14 protein-coding genes are annotated in these 13,226 nt (G+C 65.4%); 5 read left to right on the top strand and 9 right to left on the bottom strand.

Annotated features, from left to right (window positions below):
- Window positions 1-472: 472 nt before the first annotated feature.
- Both gluQRS and dksA read right to left on the bottom strand, forming a co-directional pair.
- On the bottom strand, window positions 473-1,351 hold the full coding sequence (gene gluQRS / locus MC381_RS00070) for a tRNA glutamyl-Q(34) synthetase GluQRS (RefSeq protein ID WP_251975678.1): 879 nt from the start codon (window positions 1,349-1,351) through the stop codon (window positions 473-475).
- A 92-nt stretch (window positions 1,352-1,443) separates the two neighbouring features.
- A complete protein-coding gene (gene dksA, locus MC381_RS00065; protein WP_071232323.1) occupies window positions 1,444-1,881 on the bottom strand; it encodes an RNA polymerase-binding protein DksA in 438 nt (145 codons plus the stop codon).
- Between the two features lie 217 nt (window positions 1,882-2,098).
- On the opposite strand from dksA, the gene MC381_RS00060 reads away from it, so the two are divergent.
- Complete coding sequence (locus MC381_RS00060; RefSeq protein ID WP_251975677.1) at window positions 2,099-3,268, top strand: aminotransferase class I/II-fold pyridoxal phosphate-dependent enzyme; 1,170 nt, start codon at window positions 2,099-2,101, stop codon at window positions 3,266-3,268.
- A complete protein-coding gene (gene sfsA / locus MC381_RS00055; protein WP_251975676.1) occupies window positions 3,265-4,047 on the top strand; it encodes a DNA/RNA nuclease SfsA in 783 nt (260 codons plus the stop codon). The genes MC381_RS00060 and sfsA overlap by 4 nt, the downstream gene beginning before the upstream one ends.
- Window positions 4,048-4,087: 40 nt before the next feature.
- Here the strand turns inward: sfsA and metW are convergent, their stop codons facing one another.
- The 5 genes from metW to MC381_RS00030 all read right to left on the bottom strand — a co-directional run bounded on the left by metW (window position 4,088) and on the right by MC381_RS00030 (window position 8,310).
- Window positions 4,088-4,684 carry a methionine biosynthesis protein MetW gene (gene metW / locus MC381_RS00050; RefSeq protein WP_251975675.1) on the bottom strand — a complete coding sequence of 199 codons (597 nt, stop codon included), beginning with the start codon at window positions 4,682-4,684 and terminating at the stop codon, window positions 4,088-4,090.
- Window positions 4,684-5,841, bottom strand: a complete 1,158-nt coding sequence (gene metX / locus MC381_RS00045; RefSeq protein WP_251975674.1) for a homoserine O-succinyltransferase MetX — start codon at window positions 5,839-5,841, stop codon at window positions 4,684-4,686. Before metX ends, metW begins: the two co-directional genes overlap by 1 nt.
- Before the next feature lie 135 nt (window positions 5,842-5,976).
- Complete coding sequence (locus MC381_RS00040; protein WP_251975673.1) at window positions 5,977-6,567, bottom strand: YggT family protein; 591 nt, start codon at window positions 6,565-6,567, stop codon at window positions 5,977-5,979.
- Window positions 6,568-6,695: 128 nt separating this feature from the next.
- Window positions 6,696-7,535 (bottom strand): pyrroline-5-carboxylate reductase, encoded by an 840-nt coding sequence (gene proC, locus MC381_RS00035; RefSeq protein ID WP_251975672.1) that lies wholly within the window; start codon window positions 7,533-7,535, stop codon window positions 6,696-6,698.
- A 58-nt stretch (window positions 7,536-7,593) separates the two neighbouring features.
- Window positions 7,594-8,310, bottom strand: a complete 717-nt coding sequence (locus tag MC381_RS00030; protein WP_251975671.1) for a YggS family pyridoxal phosphate-dependent enzyme — start codon at window positions 8,308-8,310, stop codon at window positions 7,594-7,596.
- Window positions 8,311-8,350: 40 nt separating this feature from the next.
- On the opposite strand from MC381_RS00030, the gene MC381_RS00025 reads away from it, so the two are divergent.
- A complete protein-coding gene (locus MC381_RS00025) occupies window positions 8,351-9,385 on the top strand; it encodes a type IV pilus twitching motility protein PilT (RefSeq protein WP_251975670.1) in 1,035 nt (344 codons plus the stop codon).
- Window positions 9,386-9,438: 53 nt separating this feature from the next.
- Complete coding sequence (locus tag MC381_RS00020) at window positions 9,439-10,563, top strand: PilT/PilU family type 4a pilus ATPase (RefSeq protein WP_251975669.1); 1,125 nt, start codon at window positions 9,439-9,441, stop codon at window positions 10,561-10,563.
- A gap of 37 nt (window positions 10,564-10,600) precedes the next feature.
- On the opposite strand, the gene MC381_RS00015 is transcribed toward MC381_RS00020, so the two are convergent.
- Entirely contained in the window at window positions 10,601-11,713 is a 1,113-nt protein-coding gene (locus tag MC381_RS00015) for an anhydro-N-acetylmuramic acid kinase (protein WP_251975668.1), read from the bottom strand.
- A gap of 99 nt (window positions 11,714-11,812) precedes the next feature.
- Between MC381_RS00015 and tyrS the strand changes: the two genes are divergently transcribed.
- Window positions 11,813-13,012, top strand: a complete 1,200-nt coding sequence (gene tyrS / locus MC381_RS00010; protein WP_251975667.1) for a tyrosine--tRNA ligase — start codon at window positions 11,813-11,815, stop codon at window positions 13,010-13,012.
- Here tyrS and MC381_RS00005 read toward each other — a convergent pair.
- On the bottom strand, window positions 12,999-13,226 hold a 228-nt coding region (locus tag MC381_RS00005; RefSeq protein ID WP_251975666.1), incomplete at its 5' end, for a hypothetical protein. The two genes, tyrS and MC381_RS00005, sit on opposite strands and share 14 nt — an antisense overlap.

The following is a 13,226-nucleotide window of genomic DNA, read 5'->3' as shown; positions in this document are numbered from 1 at the left end:
CGAAGCGCGTCGCGTCCTGATTCTGAGTCTGGCTCCGTGCGGCCATTATTGTTGTTTGCCGTCGGTTGCTGTCGGGACCCTTATTGTTGTTGGCGGTCCGTCGGCGAGAGCCTGTATCTTCATGCCGTGTTGTTGTTGTTGGCGGCAGTCTGGGGTACCGGCCGATCGTGATCTTGTTCTTGTTGGGGCGATCGGCACCCGATGTTTGTTTTTCTTGTCCTAGATATTGCACCCACCGTGCCACTCCAGTTTTTTTCGCTTTTAAACATGGGGTTATGATTATTCTGGTGATGCCAGGTTGCCGCGGGCCCGTAGGAACGGGGGCGGCGATGTTTCATTAAGGGGCATCAAGAATCAATTTTGCCTGTTTATGGTGCACCCATGCGGCGCTGGCGACAGGGTGGCGTAAAACGCGATGGGTTTCGCTTAGACCATAGTCTCTTCCGGCGTCGTTTCTCGATCGACAACTGGCTCAGCGGGCGATGCGGTGCGCCTGCGGACGCAGCCGCCGAGGCTGCCAGTGCACTTGGGCATACTCGAGCTGCTGCGCCACCGGGGCGGTGCGTAGCGCCGGCGGAGGCGCCTGGTCCAGGAGCGTCAGTGCCCGGTGCAGCAATGGGCGTACCGCGTCATCCTGCCGTGGCAGCGGGGGTGCAAGGTTCTGCTTGGAGAGTTTCTGGCCGTCTTCGCCCATCACCAGGGGTAGGTGCAGGTAGCGCGGTTCGGGGTAGCCGAGCGCGACCTGAAGCTGGCGTTGCCAGGGCGTGTTGTCGAGGAGGTCGTGGCCGCGAACGATATCGCTGATGCCCTGGTCGGCATCGTCGACCGCCACGGCGAGCTGATAGGACCACAGACCGTCCTTGCGTTGGATGACCACGTCGCCGTGGCGGGTCGGATCGAGTGCCTGGCGGCCGAAAAGACGGTCCTGCCAGACCACCGGATTGGCGCCACGATCCGTGCGCAGGCGCCATGCCTGCGGTCGTTCGGGGTGGCGCGAGCCATGGCGACACCAGCCGGGGTAGTGCTCAAGGTGCTGCCACTCCCGGCGCGAGCAGCCACAGGGATAGGCCATGTCGAGCTCGATCAGTCGCGTCAGCGCCGCCTGGTAGGCGTCCCCGCGCTCGTGCTGGTAGCGCACCGGGCCATCCCACGTCAGGCCGAACGCTTCCAGCTGCGCGAGAATCTCGCTGTCTGCCCCCGGTGGGCAGCGCGGTGGGTCGATATCTTCGATACGCAGCAGCCAGCGGCCGCCGGCGGCGCGCGCATCGAGCCAGCTGCCGAGCGCGGCGACCAGCGAGCCAAAGTGCAGTGGGCCGGAGGGGGTTGGGGCGAAGCGGCCGGTATAGATCATGGGCGCCTCAGGCCGAAAGGAAATCGCGGGGCGGAAAAACGCAAACGGGCACCTGCGAGGGTGCCCGTGACAAGCAGAGCCGGTCGATCGTTTCAGCCGCCGAGCTGCTTCTCCTTGAGTTCCGCGAGCGTCTTGCAGTCGACGCACAGCGTGGCGGTGGGACGAGCCTCGAGGCGGCGGATACCGATCTCGACGCCGCAGGCTTCGCAGAAGCCGTAGTCGTCTTCGTCGATCTTCTCGATCGTTTCGTTGATCTTCTTGAGCAGCTTGCGTTCCCGGTCGCGCGTACGCAGTTCCAGGCTGAAACCCTCTTCCTGGGTGGCACGATCCGCAGGATCGGCGAAGTTGTTGGCTTCTTCCTGCAGGTGGCGCACCGTGCGGTCGACCTCTTCCATCAGGTCCTGCTTCCAGCCCAGCAGGATCTCACGGAAATGCGCAAGCTGCTTTTCGTTCATGTACTCTTCACCCGGCGCCGGCTGGTACGGGGTGAATTGGCTGGGCGCTTCCGTTTTCTTTTCCGCTACTGGCATGGGGGCAGCCTCGTTACGCAAGTGACTTGGGCCGAGGATCGGCCGGGGGCAGCGTCACCGCTACCCGAAGCCATGCTTATTTAGCGAAAAAGTAGCCGCATTGCAACTGAATGGCCGCTTTATTTTTCTCACGCCACCGATACGAACCGTTACCGCGTTTTGATGTGGCACGGCGGCGTTGGCGTGCCGCGAGAGGCCGGCCGAGGAGTCTTTTCAGATGTTCTGGAGCGAGCGGCTCGATGCCGTACAACCCTTTCGGGTCATGGGGCTGCTGGAGGCGGCGCAGCGCCGTGAAGCCGCCGGTCATGACGTCATCCACCTGGAGATCGGCGAGCCAGACTTCCCGACGCCGGCGGCGGTGATCGAGGCCGGGCGGCGGGCACTGGATGCGGGACAGACCCGCTACACGCCGGCCTGCGGCCTGCCCGCGCTGCGCGAAGCCATTGCCTCTCACTACCATCGCCTGCACGGGGTCGACATCGACCCGGCGCGCATCATAGTCACGCCGGGGGCTTCGGGGGCGCTGCTGCTGGCCAGCCAGTTGCTGGTACAGCGCGGCGATCGCGTGCTGATGGCGGACCCGACCTATCCCTGCAATCGTCACTTCATGGCCCTGGCCGACGCCGCCGTGGATACGGTCGCCGTCGGGCCCGACAGCGGCTGGCAGCTCGATGCGAGCCTGATCGCGCGCCACTGGCAGGCGCGCACGCGTCTGGCCATGCTGGCGACGCCCTCCAATCCGACCGGGCACATGCTGAGCGCGCCCCAGCTCGGGGAGATCGCCGCTGCCGTCACGGCTCGCGAGGGGGCGCTGCTGGTCGACGAAATCTATCAGGGGCTGTGCTACGACCTCGATCCGGTGTCGGCGGTGACGTGCGCGCCGCAGGCATTCGTGGTCAACAGCTTCTCCAAGTACTTCGGCATGACCGGCTGGCGGCTGGGGTGGATGGTGGCACCCGAATCGGCCATCGAGCCGTTGACGCGCCTGGCGCAGAATATCTTTCTGGCCCCGCCGACCCTGTCGCAACACGCGGCGCTGGCGGCCTTCACGCCGGATTGCCGTGAAGAGCTCGAGGCGCGACGGCGGGCGTTGGCGGGTCGTCGCGATGCGCTGCTCGCCGCATTGGCTTCGCTGGGGCTGGCGCCGGCGCTGCCGCCGCAGGGCGCGTTCTATGTCTGGCTCGACGTGTCGGCCTACACCGATGACAGTCAAACGTTCTGTCATCGTCTGCTGGAGGCCGAAAACGTGGCGATCACGCCGGGGGTGGATTTCGCCGTCACGGGCGGCGAGCACTATGTGCGCATCGCATTCACCACCGACGTGGCGCGGCTGGAGGAGGCCGTAGCCCGAATCGGGCGCTTTCTGGCGAGCCAGGAGGGGGCATGACGCTGCCCCCGCTGGTACCCGGCCGGCTCGAGCGGCGCTACAAGCGGTTTCTGGCCGATATCACGCTCGATGATGGCCGGGAGGTCGTCGCGCACTGCCCCAATACCGGCTCCATGCGTGCCGTCAACGTGCCGGGTTGCCGGGTCTGGCTATCGCCGAGTACCAATCCGGCGCGCAAGCTGGCGTGGACGTGGGAGCTGATCGCGCTGCCGAACGACCGTGGCGGCCACGATCTTGCCTCGGTGCATACCGGGCGCACGAATGCGCTGGTCGAGGCTGCCCTGCGAGACTGCAAGATTGCCGAGCTGGCGGGCAACGTCAGCCTGCGGCGCGAGGTCAAGGTACCGGCGGAGAAGGCTCGGCTCGACTTCCGGCTGGAAGCCCACGATGGCTCGCTCACCTTTGTCGAGGTTAAGCAGGTGACGCTCAAGGAAGCGGATGGCCACGGCTACTTCCCGGATGCGGTCAGCGAACGCGGGCGAAAGCATCTACAGGTGCTGCGGGCGCTGTCGCGAGAGGGGCATCGCAGCGTCCTGCTGTTCTGCGCGGCGCACACCGGCATCGAGGACGTTGCACCGGCGGCGCATCTCGATCCCGCCTACGCCGCCGCGCTCGAGGCCGCCGCCGCAGACGGCGTCGAGGTGATGGCCTACGGCTGTCGGGTGCTGGGAACGCCGGCGTCCCCGCGGGGGCTTGAGATCGATCGGCGCCTGCCGGTCGATCTCGCTCGTCGCTACGCATCGCCGGATGCGGCCGACGAGAGTGCGGGGGCGCGCTGACGTCGCCCGAGGCTCACCCGCCGCGTCCGACGTGGATCGATCAGCGACCGCGTCGGACGCGGAAGATGGCTGTCTCGCCAAACAGGTTCGGCCACCAGCGCGAGCTCCAGTGACCTTCGTGATCGGCGCTGCCGACCGCGCGATCGGCAATAGTCACGCCCTTGGCGCGGCACAGGTTGGAGAAGTCCTGGAACGTCGACAGGTGAATGTTGGGGGTGTCGTACCAGGCATGCGGCAGCGAGCGCGAAACCGGCATGCGCCCGCGGAAGGTCAGATGCAGGCGATGCTTCCAATAGGCGAAGTTGGGGAAGGCGATGATGCACTCCGGTGCCACGCGCAGCATCTCGTCGAGCATGGTGTCGGGGCGGCGCAGCGCCTGCAGCGCCTGGGTCATGACCACGACGTCGCAAGCGTCGTCGACGAAGTTGGCGAGGCCGTCGTCGAGATCCTGCTCGAGTACATTCACCCCCTTGCCCAGGCATGCCGCGATGCCCTCGGGGTCGATCTCCAGGCCATAGCCAGTCACGTTCTTGTGCCGGGCGAGTGCCGCCAGCAGGGTGCCGTCGCCGCAGCCCAGATCGAGAATGCGGGCGTTGTCGGGCACCCAGTCATAGATCAGTTCGAGATCCGCGCGCATCAGGCTGTCTCCCCTGCGATATCGGCGTAGACGCGCCGCATGAAGCTGCCGAACACGGCCTCGTACTGGGCATTGGGCAGCAGGAAGGCGTCGTGGCCATGGGGCGAGTCGACGTTGACGTAGCTGACAGACTTGCCCGCGCGCAGCAGGGCGTTGACCAGCTCCTGCGAGCGGGCCGGGGCGAAGCGCCAATCGGTGGTGAAGCTGATGACGAGGTAGGGGCAGGTGACCGGGGCCAGCGCCGCGGCGAGATCGCCGCCGTGCTGGCCCGCCGGGTCGAAGTAGTCGAGCGCTTTGGTCATCAGCAGATAGGTATTGGCGTCGAAACGGGTCGAGAAGGTATCGCCCTGATGGCGCAGGTAGGATTCGACCTGAAACTCGACGTCGTAGCCGAAGTTGAGCTGATCGCTACGCAGATCTCGGCCGAAGCGCGCCCCCATCGAGTGTTCGGAGAGATAAGTGATATGGCCGATCATGCGCGCGAGTTTCAGGCCCAGCTTGGGAATCGCCGCCTGTGCGCCGTACCAGCCGTCGTGGAAATCGGGATCGGAGCGGATCGCCTGGCGAGCGACTTCGTTGAAGGCGATGTTCTGTGCCGAAAGCCTTGGCGTGGCCGCGATCACGGCAGCGTTGGCGACCCGCTCCGGATACGCGATCGTCCACTGCATGGCCTGCATGCCGCCGAGGCTGCCCCCGACCACCGCGGCGAAACGCTCGATGCCCAGGCGGTCGGCCAGACGCGCCTGGCTGTGGACCCAGTCGGCCACGGTCATGACCGGGAAGGTGGGGCCCCATTCGCGCCCGGTCTGCGGGTCGACGCTGGCCGGGCCTGTGCTGCCGTGGCAGCCCCCCAGGTTGTTGAGTGAAACGACGAAGAAGCGATCCGTGTCGATCACCTTGCCGGGGCCGATGTAGGCGTCCCACCAGCCGGGCTTGCGATCCTCCGGATCGTGGTAGCCGGCAGCGTGGTGGTGTCCGGAGAGCGCATGGCAGATCAGCACGGCGTTGCTGCGCTCGGCATTGAGCGTGCCGTAGGTCTCGTAGATCAGCTCGAAGCGATCGAGCGTCTTGCCACAGGCCAGGGCCAGCGGCGATTCGAAGGCCGCGACCTGCGGTGTGACCAGGCCGACGGAGTCGGGCGGGAAGGAAGCGGACATGAAACGGGTGTCTCTCCTGGGGCTACGCGGCCGCACCGGTCATTGACCGGCGCGGCCGAACGCCACGGCAAATGCTGCCGCGGCGGAGGTTCATGAGTCGACCGTTCGGGAATCGACCGCTACGAGGTCGGCGGTTCAGAAGCCGACCAGGGCGCCCGGCAGACCGGCAGCGCGTGCCAGTGAGCCGACCACCAGACTGTCGAGCAAGTTGATCGCAATGAAGACCACGATCGGCGACAGATCGATCATCCCCAGCGGCGGGATGATGCGGCGTACCGGCGCCATGATCGGCTCGACGATCTGCATCACCAGCAGCGCCCCCGGATGGCTGGCCTGCGGCGCCACCCAGCTGAGGATAATCATGATGATCAGGGCGAAGAAGTAGATCTTGAGAATCGCGTTGAGCACGCCGGCGACGGCGGCCAGCAGTAGCCCCTGCAGTGGTGGCACGCCGAAGCCGGCGAACTGGAAGATGGCGAGGATGACCAGGGCCTTGAGCAGGAAGCCGGCGAACAGGGTGGCGATATCGATGCGTCCGATCGGGCGCAGGATCTTCTGCAGCGGAGCGACGACCGGCTGCGTGGCCTTGACCACACCCTGGCTCAGCGGGTTGTAGTAGTCCGCCTGCGAAAACTGCAGCAAAAAGCGCAGCATGAGCACGAACAGATAGATGCTGACCAGGCTGTTGATCAGCATCAGGCCGGCGCTTCCGAGGTTACTGCCCATTGAGTTCTCCTGTTGGTAGAGGGTAGGCGCTTATCGGGGATCGATGGTTGCCGGGTGACATCGGGGGAGGGCCGCCTTCGACAAGAGGGCGGCATTGCCTCCGCAGTTATCTTCTGTGCTGCGCCGGCTCATGCCTGGCTCAGCTCCTGAGAGAGTGCCCGGGCGCGGTCGGCGCAGGCACGCGTCGCCTGGTCGACGATGTCGGTCAGGCCGGCGGCTTCGAAGGCGGCGAGGGCGCGTTCGGTCGTGCCGTTGGGCGAGGTCACGCGGCGGCGCAGCTCGGCAGGCTCGAACTCGCTTTCCCGCGCCATCTTGGCGGCGCCGAAGGCGGTCTGCAATGCGAGCCGCCGCGCGCTCTCCGGCGGCAGACCGCGTTCGATGCCCGCGGCCTCCAGCGCTTCAATAAAGAGGAAGAAGTAGGCCGGCCCGCTACCGGAGACGGCGGTGACGGCATCGATCAGGGCCTCTTCCTCTACCCACTCGACCAGTCCCACGGATTCGAGCAGCTCGCCGGCGAGTCGCCGCTGCGTCTCGCTGACACGCGCATTGGCGTAAAGGCCGCTGGCGCCTTCGCCGACCAGCGAGGGCGTATTGGGCATGCAGCGGATGACAGCGAGACCACCGCCCAGCCACTGGTCGAGCGTATCCGCCTCGAGACCGGCGGCGACCGAGACGATCAGTGGACGGCGGGCCTGCACCGCCTCGCGCAGCGACAGGCAGAGATCCCGCATCATCTGCGGTTTCACCGCGAGCACGACGACATCGGCTTCGGCAACGGCCGCTGCGTTGTCGCCGCTGGTCCGGATGCCGTAGCGCTGGGTCACGGCCTGGCGTGTCGCTTCGCTGCGCGACGTGGCGACGATGGCATTGGCCGGATAGCCGCTTTCGAGCATGCCGCCGAAGATGGCGCTGGCCATGTTGCCGGCACCGAGGAAGACGATGCGGCTGGCTGGGGTCGAATCGTTCATGGCGAAATCCTGTCTCCGGAATCGGGTGTCATCTGGCCGCGCGTGGCCAAGATCAGGGTCAGGCCTGCGCGGCGTGCGGTGGCCGGGCGCCAAAGATGGCGGTGCCCAGCCGGACGATCGTGGCGCCTTCGGCGACCGCAGCTTCGAGATCGCCGCTCATGCCCATCGAGAGTGTATCGAGCGCGGCCTCGGGGAAGCGCTGCTGCAGGTCGTTCAGGGCGTCGGCGACCTGACGGAAGGCTTGGCGCTGTACCGCGTCATCGTCGCTGGGAGCCGGCAGCGCCATCAGCCCGCGTAGCCGCAGATGGGGCAGTGCGAGCACCGTCTCGGCGAGCGCTGGCAGGTCGTGAAGCGCGACGCCGGCCTTGGAGGCCTCGCCGCTGACATTGAGCTGCAGGCAGACGTTAAGCGGTGCGCGCCCGGCGGGGCGTTGTTCGTCGAGACGGCGCGCGATCTTGGCGCGCTCGACGCCGTGGCACCAGTCGAAGTGCTCGGCAACATCACGGGTCTTGTTGGACTGCAGCGCACCGATGAAATGCCACTCGATCCCGACGAGATCCGACAGGGCGGCCTGCTTCTCCAGCGCCTCCTGCAGATAATTCTCGCCGAAGGCGCGTTGACCGGCCATGTAGGCCTGACGCAGCATATCGGCTGGCTTGGTTTTGCTGACGGCAAGCAGACGTGCAGCATCCGGCGCCCGGCCGGCGGCGGATAGCGCCGCCGTCAGTCGCTGGCGGGCGGCGGATAGCGACTCGGACACCGAGGCATCTGGCATACTGGGTCAGTACCTTACGCAGGGGAACGAATAAAAACGCATGGATATTACCGAACTGCTGGCGTTCTCGGCAAAGCACGGGGCCTCCGACCTTCACCTTTCGGCCGGCCTGCCGCCGATGATTCGCGTTGACGGGGACATGCGTCGTCTCAATGTGCCGGCGCTCGACGATGGCCAGGCACGACGCCTGATCTACGATGTCATGAACGATCGTCAGCGGCGCGACTTCGAAGCCGAGCTGGAGACCGATTTCTCCTTCGAGGTGGCCGGCGTCGCGCGCTTTCGCGTCAATGCCTTCACTCAGGGGCGCGGGGCGGGGGCCGTCTTCCGTACGATTCCCAGCAACGTGCGGACGGTGGACGATCTCGACCTCGGGGATGTCTTCCGGCGTCTGGCGATGCTGCCCCGTGGCCTGGTGCTGGTCACCGGCCCCACCGGTAGCGGCAAGTCGACCACGCTGGCGGCGATGATCGATTACATCAATACCCATCGTCAGGATCATATCCTGACGATCGAGGATCCGATCGAGTTCGTTCACGAGAGCAAACTCTGCCTGATCAATCAGCGTGAAGTGCATCGCGATACCCGCGGTTTTGCCCCCGCGCTACGCTCGGCCCTGCGCGAGGACCCCGACGTGATCCTCGTCGGCGAGCTGCGTGACCTGGAAACGATCCGGCTGGCATTGACCGCTGCCGAGACCGGGCACCTGGTTTTCGGTACCCTGCACACCACCTCGGCGGCCAAGACCATCGACCGCATCATTGACGTCTTCCCTGGCGAAGAGAAGGGCATGGTGCGCTCGATGCTGTCCGAGTCGCTACAGGGGGTTATCTCGCAGACGCTGCTCAAGCGCGAGGGTGGGGGGCGTATCGCGGCACACGAGATCCTGGTGGCCAGTGCGGCGATCCGCAACCTGATCCGTGAAGGCAAGGTGGCGCAGATGTACTCGGCGATCCAGACCGGCGGCGGCCTCGGCATGCAGACGCTGGATGCCGCCCTTGCACGTCTGGTGGCCGATGGCCTGGTCTCGCGTCAGGAAGCTCAGGCAAAGTCGCGTGCCGGCATCGATGCCTGAGATCGCATAGGTCGCTTCTCGAGCAGGATAAAGACTTCAGCGCAGGACGCATCATGACCCCATCCCAATGGTTCGAACAGCTTCTCGACATCATGCTGGCCAAACAGGCTTCCGACTTGCTGGTTTCCACCGGGGCGCCGCCATGTCTCAAGCTGGATGGCAAACTGGTCGCGCTGGGCGACGTGCCGCTGCAGCCCGAGCAGGTGCGCGAGCTAGTGGCGGTGACGCTGCCGCGTGAGCGGCGGGTGGCGTTCGAGTCGGAGCACGAGGCGAACTTCGCGCTGAGCCTGAGCGGCAAGGGGCGCTTTCGGGTCAGCGCTTTCTTCCAGCGCAGCCAGCCAGCGATGGTGGTGCGGCGCATCGCGTTCGATATTCCGGAGCTTGAAACGCTCGGGCTGCCCGAGGTCGTCGGCTCGCTGGCCTCGATCCGTCGCGGGCTGGTGCTGGTGGTCGGCGGTACCGGCAGCGGCAAGTCGACCACGCTGGCGTCGATGATCCAGCATCGCAATCGCTCGATCGGCGGGCACATCATCTGCATCGAAGATCCGATCGAGTACATGCATCCGCATCAGCGCGGCATCATCAATCAGCGTGAGGTGGGCATCGATACCGAGTCCTACGAAGTCGCGCTGAAGAATGCGCTGCGTCAGGCGCCGGACGTCATCATGATTGGCGAGATCCGCAGTCGCGATACCATGGAGCTGGCGCTGAGCTTTGCCGAAACCGGGCATCTGTGTCTGGCGACGCTGCACGCCAACAGCGCAGATCAGGCCATCGAGCGAATCCTCAATCTGTTTCCGCCCTCTCGCCAGGAACAGGTCTGGATGGATTTATCGCTCAATCTGCGCGCGGTGGTGGCGCAGCAACTGCTGCCGCGTCAGCATGATGACGGCCGCTGCGTGGCCGCCGAGGTGCTGCTCAAGTCGCCGCTGATCAGCGAGTTGATCCGACGCGGCGAAGTGAGCGAGCTCAAGGATCTGATGCGCCGCTCCGGCGAACAGGGCATGCAGACCTTCGATCAGGCTCTCTACGCGCTCTATCGCGATGGCGCGATCAGCGAGGGGGTGGCGCTATCGCACGCCGACTCCGCCAACGATCTGCGCATGCTGATCAAGTACGGCACCGCGGGACGCGGCGGTGAGGCCGGCGGCGGCTTCTCGCTGATCGATGACGAGTGATGTCGCCTGGAGTGTGACGCCCGGGAGCAACCGTCACTCAGGGGGCGTAGACACCGCCTAGCACTCTCTCGCCGCTGGCGCCGGTGACCTCGGGCAGATTGCCCGGCAGGCCGTGCAGGCGGCGCCAGGCCAGCCAGGCGAACGCGCCCGCTTCCAGCCAGTCGGCCGACCAGCCGAAATCCTCGCAGTGCAATAGCTGTATCCCCGGCAGAGACGACATCAATCGAGCGATCAGGTGAGCGTTGTGCGCGCCGCCGCCGCAGACGATCAGATCGCTGTTTCCGGCCCTGACGAACGGCGCGGTGGCGCGGGCCACGCTGACGACGGTCAGCTCGGTCAGCGTGGCTTGAACGTCGGCGGCCGTCTCGTGACCGCCAAGTCGGGGCGCGACCCAATCGAGATGAAAGTGTTCGCGTCCGGTGCTCTTGGGTGGCGGGGCGGTGAAGTAGGCATCGTCCAGCAGGCGCTCGAGCAGTGGGGCGTCGACTCGGCCGCTGGCGGCCCAGGCTCCATCCTTGTCGAATGGGGTGCCGCGATGGCGACGGTGCCAAGCGTCGATCAGCAGGTTGGCGGGCCCGGTGTCGAAGCCGACGACCGGCTCTGGCGACTGGGTCGGGGCCAGCCGGGTGAGGTTGGCGATGCCGCCGAGGTTGAGCACCAGCCGTGTGCGCGTGGCATGGGTGAACAGCGCGCGATGGAATATCGGGGCGAGCGGTGCGGCCTGACCGCCGGCGGCCAGATCGCGGCGGCGGAAATCGGCCACGACTCGACAGCCGGTCAGTTCGGCTAGCCGGCTCGGGTTGTCCAGCTGGCAGGTAAAGGGGGAGGCGGCCTGCGGCGCGTGCTCGATGGTCTGGCCGTGACTGCCGATTGCGGTGATGGCGTCCGCTTCGAGCGACTGGCGCGCGAGCAGGGCATTGACCGCGCGGGCCTGGTGCTCGCAGAAGGCGTGCTCGATTTCGCCCAGCATGGCGAACGTGACGCCACTGGCTTGCGTCAAGGCGAGCAGACCATCGCGCAGTGCCGTTTCCAGCGGCAGACAGAGTGCATCGATCAGCCGTGGGCGGGAGCCCTCGTCGTCAATCTCGACCAGGGCGGCGTCAATACCGTCCAGGCTGGTGCCGGACATCAGTCCCACGAAAAGCGCCATGGATTCCTCCTGCAGGGCGGGCTTCAGCGTCAGCGAACGACTCGTGCTACCATTGCGACCTTTCCAAGCCCGATAGCGTTCGTAGTGGAGACGGATACGATGACCGAGGTCGCCGACGCGCTGACATTGATCAAGCGTGGTACGCAGGAGATTCTGATCGAAGACGAGCTGGTGAAAAAGCTCGAATCCGGTCGCAAGCTGCGCATCAAGGCAGGCTTCGACCCCACGGCGCCGGATCTGCACCTGGGGCACAGCGTACTGCTGACCAAAATGCGCCAGTTTCAGGATCTCGGGCACGAGGTGGTCTTTCTGATTGGTGACTTTACCGGGCGTATCGGTGACCCCACCGGCAAGAACGTCACGCGCAAGCCGCTGACCGAAGAGGCGGTCAAGGCCAACGCCCAGACCTATCGCGAGCAGGTCTTCAAAATTCTCGATCCGGAAAAGACCGAAGTGCGCTTCAATGCCGAGTGGTTCGGCGAGATGTCCGCCGCCGACATGATCGAGCTGGCGGGCCAGAGCACCGTGGCGCGCATGCTCGAGCGCGATGACTTCGAGAAGCGCTATCGTGCCGGACAGTCGATCTCTATCCACGAGTTCCTCTACCCGCTGGTGCAGGGTTACGACTCGGTCGCCCTGAAGGCCGATATCGAGCTGGGGGGGACCGATCAGAAATTCAACCTGCTCATGGGGCGCGAGCTCCAGAAGCACTTCGGCCAGGAGCCGCAGGTGGTCATCACCATGCCGCTGCTGGAAGGCCTCGACGGCGTACAGAAGATGTCGAAATCGCTGAACAACTACATCGGTGTCGACGACACGCCGGGCGTGATGTTCAACAAGATCGTCTCCATGCCGGATAGCCTCATGTGGCGCTACTTCGAGCTGCTGTCGCTGAAGTCCAACGACGAGATCGAGGCGATTCGCCAGGACATCGAGCAGGGTGCCAACCCGCGCGACATCAAGATGGCTTTGGCGCGCGAGCTCATTGGCCGCTATCACGGCGAGGAAGCGGCCGCCAATGCGCACAAGGCAGTCGGCAATCAGCTGGCCGAAGGCGAACTGCCCGAAGATCTGCCCGAGATCGAGGTCACTTTCGACGGCGCCGCGGAAGCGCCGATCGCTGCGGTCCTCAATCGTGCCGATCTGGCCAGCAATAGTGCCCAGGCCAAGGACATGCTCAAGAACGGTAGAGTGAAGGTGGATGGCGAAGTCATCGAGCCGGGTGCCATGCTGGCAACCGGCAAGTGTTATGTCATCCAGGCCGGCAAGAAGCGCTATGCGCGGGTCACGCTGAGCTGAGTCGCCGGCCAGCGCTCTCTGCCTGCTGGCCCGACAGCGCCCGCCTTGTGCGGGCGTTTTTGTGCGTACTGGACCATTCGGTCAATCTTTTCTGCAAACAGGCCTTGCCAACACGGCGTTGGGTCCGTAAAGTACGCATCCGCTGACGACGAGACAGGGTTTCGACGGCAGTGAAGAAGAAAGCCAAGCGTTTGATTTTATTGAATAAATCACT

Origin of the sequence: Salinicola avicenniae (genome assembly GCF_023736115.1) — a bacterium.
GTDB lineage: Bacteria > Pseudomonadota > Gammaproteobacteria > Pseudomonadales > Halomonadaceae > Salinicola > Salinicola avicenniae.
Note: the sequence above shows the minus strand (reverse complement) of the source record. Positions and strands in the feature narration are given on the sequence as shown.